A 5,064-nucleotide genomic window follows, 5' to 3' on the forward strand; every position below is an offset into this window, starting at 1 on the left:
TAAGAACAATTGTGGGGCTGGAAAAATATGTACTTTTCATTAAAAGCCGTGTCAGGTACAGCATTGTAAAGCTTTTCCCGCTTCCGGTAGCGCCAAAGTAGGTGCCGCCTTTACCATTGCCATGCGGACGCATATTTTCTTTTATGGAGTCAAACAATTTTCTTGCGGCGTAGTACTGCGGGTAACGGCAGACAATCTTTATATCCTCTTTTGAAGTATCAGGGAAAAAGATAAAGTTGCGGATAATATCAATCACACGATCCTTATTGAACATTCCCCTAACCATTGTATAAAGGGAATTGATACCTTCCTCTTCTTTAAGCTCGCTGCCGTCTGTTTTACGCCATGCATAAAAAAAATCATAGGGCGCAAACAGAGAACCAGCCCTGTTATTCACGCCGTCACTGATTACGCAAAAGGTATTGTATTTTAAAAGTTCAGGAATATCCCGGCGGTAGCGGACTGTTAGCTGTGTGTATGCATCTTTTATAGAGGTATTTTCCCTGATGGCGCTTTTAAATTCAATCACAACAAGCGGAAGGCCGTTTATATAAACAATTGCGTCCGGAATACGTTTTTCATATCCCTGAATTTCAAGCTGATTGACGATTTTATAAATATTTCTATTTGCGTTATATTCTGCCCCCTCTTTTACCGTAATTGTCGGTACTTCATCAGCACTCGGCATGCGGAAAGCTGGTAAGCTGCCAAAATCAATGAGTTGAATATAAAGGTCTTTTCTGCTTCTGTCTCCTTCCTGTCCATTGGAAGCAGACAGTTCCCGTTTAAGGAAAAAGCCATCCGAGATCAGCTTAAGGATTTCCTTATTGCTTTCATACAAGGCTGAAGCCGGATACAGTTCCAGTTTGCGGATAATGGTTTCTATTTCGTTAAGCGTAATATTGTCATCAGAATATCTATTCAGCAGGTATTGTTTCAGATCATCACGGAGCAATACCTCCGTCATCTCTTTGTGAATCTGCTCACCAGAGAGATATTGGTAACCCTCTGCTTCAAAGAGTTCTATTACAGCCTGTTCCAGTTTTGCTTCGGTGAATGAGGTGAATGCTGAATTATGAGTGCTGAATTCCGAATTGTTATTTACGTTTTTCATATTTTCATCCTTCATAACTCATAATTCTTATTTCATTCATTTAGCATTATTCTTTTGAGCTGTTTTTACAATTGAAGTCAATATTCTTACTAATTCATCTGATTCTTTTATTATTTCTTCAATCATATTATTTTCAACGATATTAGTAGCTTTTAAAAGTTTTAACCAGTAAAAAGTTTCTCTTGATTCTTTACGAGCAATTGACATCTTTGCAATAAAATCTGCTTTGCTTTGCCCTGCTTGTGCTTCTTCTGTATTTGCGCCAATAGAAGTACCTGAACGCAATAACTGATTTGCTAAAGTTTTCGATACTCTATCTTGTTTTTCTAAAAATTGGCATAATCGGATAATTCGTACAGCAAATTCAAATGTTCTATCTGTAATCTTTAATTCCGCATTCATAATTCATCCTTCATAATTCATAACCTCCCAATGTCCACGTGTTCCGCCCACTCTTTTGAGAACGCCTTTTTCTTTTAAATTATATAGATGTGACTGAACTGCCGAATTGTTTATACCAAGTTTTTCAGCTATTTCCCTATAAGCCATTTTATTATCCTGTTTGATTAAGTTTAATATTTCCTTCTGTCTGTCTGTTAATTCGATTGCACCACCTATTGCACCACTTATTGCACCACCATTTTTCTCATTGGGGTATTTTGCCGAAAACTCCACATTCAAGCCGTTGTTAAAAGAGAATACCGGCTTTATAACATCGAGTTGTCTGAAAAAACTCCGCCATCAGTTTTTGAGCCAGTCACACAGCCTCTTCTTCAAGCCGGACATCAATTTTTATATAGCCTGCCGGGGATTGGCAGATGAGGATTTGGGAGTTAGCCATTTTCATCCTCTATTTTGTATGGCAACAAGTTGTGATACTTTAATTGCAACTGGTGTATAAATATCAATATCCTGTTCTGGTGATTTTATAGAAATAACTAATGAATATCTTGTTTTATCATTATATCTATGCAAATGATGCCTCTCTCTCCACCATCCGATTTTAGGTGTAACAGCAATAAGATTTGATGATGCAAGTTCAGAAGCCGTACCCTTCCAAATATCAGAATGAATTGAACCTTTGTCTCGATTTTGGCTCCCAATAATCCAATAGTCAGAAGCGCTTGGCGTATCAGGTTTTCCATTTTCTTCATCCCGCGAGGCGATATTTATGCGTCTGACAAATTCATCTTGTGTTTCCGTGGGTGAATTTATATCAAACCTTAAAGCATGAGAAGCATAGCGGTAACGGTCTTTCCAACCAATTTCACCAGGACCTGGTTCTATAAAATAGGAAAGTGTTACCCGCATCTCTACTTCCCTTTCACCAAGCCGTTGCAACTCTTCTAATGGCCAAGGTAGCCTATAAAGGTGCATGTCCTTTGTTTTATAATCAGTCCTTTTCTTTTCAGAGTTGTATACTTTTTCAAATGGTTGTATTTCTGCTTCTGCAACAAGGGTCAAACTATTTGAAGCACAGTAAAGAGCGTTTTCCATATTCGGAATACCATATCCACAAGCTCGCAAAACATTTTTTATTTCTGTTTTCGTATCATTGCTTGTGAACTGTTTAAATAATTCATCCGGCCAATTAGCTGAGTGAACCATCAAAGCTCGAATTGTTTCAGGCCAATATTCTGGGTATGCAGATTGTATTTTCGCAGCAAAGTTTGCTGCCAATGCTGTTGCTGCACTTGTCATACTGAATGATTCAAGTAATTTCTCATGCGGTTTATAAAAAGTCGAAACAAGTTTTAAATCTTCACATTCGGTAGTAAATCCTCTTAAATCTACTGCTACATTCCCGCCTTCAAAAACCACTTCCGGTTTTATTGGCCATTTATCTTCCCAGGTAATTGACGTAGTAGAGAATGGGGATAGTTGATTTGCTTTTGCCAGTGGTGAGAATCCAGCAAGTGTAGGGTCTGTTAATTCTGCAAGTTGTGTAAATGCTCCGACTGTCAAGGCATTCCATGCTTGAGCGGGATCATGAACAGAATCTGATATTTGCGAATCCGGATAATTAGCAATTTGACTAAAATCAGTTATATTTCCGGCAGAAATGATAAGTAATTTCTGTTGAGTATTATTTATTCCAGAAGTAATTTGGTCAACTGCTCCGCTCCATGATGAAGGACGTCCTCTATCCCGTGTGTCAGATGCGGTTGTTGCCATGCAGGAAATTCGGGTTTTTTCAGGGGCTTGAATTTCTGCTAAACTGATTGCCTGAGAAGTAATATCACCCCATAATTCCGGTTCATTTTGCCCTGTTGGCGGAAGGATTTTAACTGATTCCAGTAGATGTGGTATTTGAACTGTTTCAGAACTTTCAATTTTGTTTTGTAAATCGCCATATGCAGAGAGACCAGCCATTAAAGTGCCATGCCCATTATGGTCATGAGTTCTCCATTCAGGTTTTACACTTTGGCAATTTTTGTTTGATAAAACAGGTTGAATTAACGGATGTCCATTATTAACGCCTGTATCCAATAGACAAACAACAACCTGTGTATCATTATCAACTTTAAGTCTGCCGATTAAATGATTAATCCATTCTGTTTGTTCTGCAGGGCTTTGATTTAATAAGAATTCAGCGGTATCTTTAGCTTTTCTATATTCAGCGATATCATCTGAATTTCTTGTAATATTTTCTAATTGAGATTGGGATGCTAATACAAGTTTGACTGTTCGCTCTGGAAATCTGATATAACCGGATCGGCTATTGATATTTTGCTTCTCTATCAATTCTTCAAAACGAGCAATAACTTTATCATCATCACCTCTTAACCAAACTTCACACCAGCTCGGCTCATTTGCAGGTATTAAGTTTTCATCATCTAACCAAAAAGATTTAATAAGAAGTGCTTTTCGTAGTTCTGCAATACTGTCTAAAAGGTTGGCGTTTTTAGGCTTCCCTTTCCGTGTATCTTCTTGTAAATACTTTTCTACTTTATTAAAAAATATTTTTTTCTTATTATTCGGGATATAAACTGTTGCAAAAGTGATCTGCTTCGGTTCAAGATTATCATCTTGAGTAGGTTGTTTTACCGTTCGCACATTGCATAAGCGTACACCCTTCCGTAAATCTTCCAAACTTTTTACAGCAAGCTCAAATCCGGGTGAACTTTGAAATTCTAGGTAAATTCCATTTTTTTCAGAATGAAACACAGCAAATTCATTTTCCGATTCTTCCCAGGCGGCGTTTAATTGAGTGCGGATATATTCACCATGTGCTTGTCTGTTCTGTTGCGGGAAAGAGGTCTTAGTACCGCCACCAGTCGAAGTGTAGTTTATTTTTTCACTGGGCCCAGTTAGTTTAATGTGCGGAAGTTTATCTGCCATTACTTACCTTGAAGTCCTTTGTTTGCCGTATGCCGATTTGTAAGCATTGTACACAGCTCACCGGAATTTACTTTATTCTTATTTGACAATATTGCCATTTTTATAGCATCGGTGCATGCAAGCACAATCTCTGAATGGCTTAATTCATTACTTTTTGATAGGACAGATTTCCACTCAAAACGAGTTGCTTTAAAAGTGCCAAGTGTATTTTCAATAAGCTGTTTTCGTTCTGTCTCAGTGGGGTTTTTATAATAAAGCACATCATCAAAACGGCGAAAAAGTGCTTTATCCAATAATTTTGGGTTATTAGTTGCAGCTATAACAATACTATCCGAAGTATCCTGTTCAATAAATTGCAGAAATGCATTTAATACCCGTCTCATTTCACCAACATCATTATCCATTGACCGCTCTCCGCCAATGGCATCAAATTCATCAAATAGATATACCCCAAGTTCCTTCTGCATAAGGTCAAATATCTGCCGAAGCTTTGCACTGGTTTCACCCATAAATTTTGTAACCAGACGGTCTACCTGTATTGTGTTTAATGGAAGATTTAACTCATGGGCAAGAACTCCTGCTGTCATTGTTTTACCTGTACCGGGTGA

Annotated in this window: 5 protein-coding genes; all 5 read right to left on the minus strand. The window is 37.9% G+C overall.

Translation table 11 applies throughout. The annotated features are described in order from the left end of the window. On the minus strand, positions 1-1,114 hold a 1,114-nt coding region (locus tag J7K93_07240; GenBank protein ID MCD6116791.1), incomplete at its 3' end, for a type I restriction endonuclease. 36 nt (positions 1,115-1,150) lie between these two features. Continuing rightward, positions 1,151-1,516 (minus strand): four helix bundle protein, encoded by a 366-nt coding sequence (locus tag J7K93_07245; GenBank protein ID MCD6116792.1) that lies wholly within the window; start codon positions 1,514-1,516, stop codon positions 1,151-1,153. A gap of 3 nt (positions 1,517-1,519) precedes the next feature. Further along, on the minus strand, positions 1,520-1,825 hold the full coding sequence (locus J7K93_07250; GenBank protein MCD6116793.1) for a winged helix-turn-helix transcriptional regulator: 306 nt from the start codon (positions 1,823-1,825) through the stop codon (positions 1,520-1,522). 132 nt (positions 1,826-1,957) lie between these two features. Next, positions 1,958-4,456 (minus strand): S8 family peptidase, encoded by a 2,499-nt coding sequence (locus J7K93_07255; protein ID MCD6116794.1) that lies wholly within the window; start codon positions 4,454-4,456, stop codon positions 1,958-1,960. Beyond that, positions 4,456-5,064, minus strand: a 609-nt coding sequence (locus tag J7K93_07260; protein ID MCD6116795.1) for an ATP-binding protein, incomplete at its 5' end; no start/stop codon positions are given. The genes J7K93_07255 and J7K93_07260, both read right to left, overlap by 1 nt.

Source organism: bacterium, from assembly GCA_021158245.1.
Taxonomy (GTDB): Bacteria; Zhuqueibacterota; QNDG01; order QNDG01; family QNDG01; genus QNDG01.

What these genes read in the sequence shown, in the direction of transcription:
- J7K93_07245 (MCD6116792.1), bottom strand. Translation starts at nt 1,516, where the DNA reads ATGAATGCGGAATTAAAGATTACAGATAGAACATTTGAATTTGCTGTA.
- J7K93_07255 (MCD6116794.1), bottom strand. Translation starts at nt 4,456, where the DNA reads ATGGCAGATAAACTTCCGCACATTAAACTAACTGGGCCCAGTGAAAAA.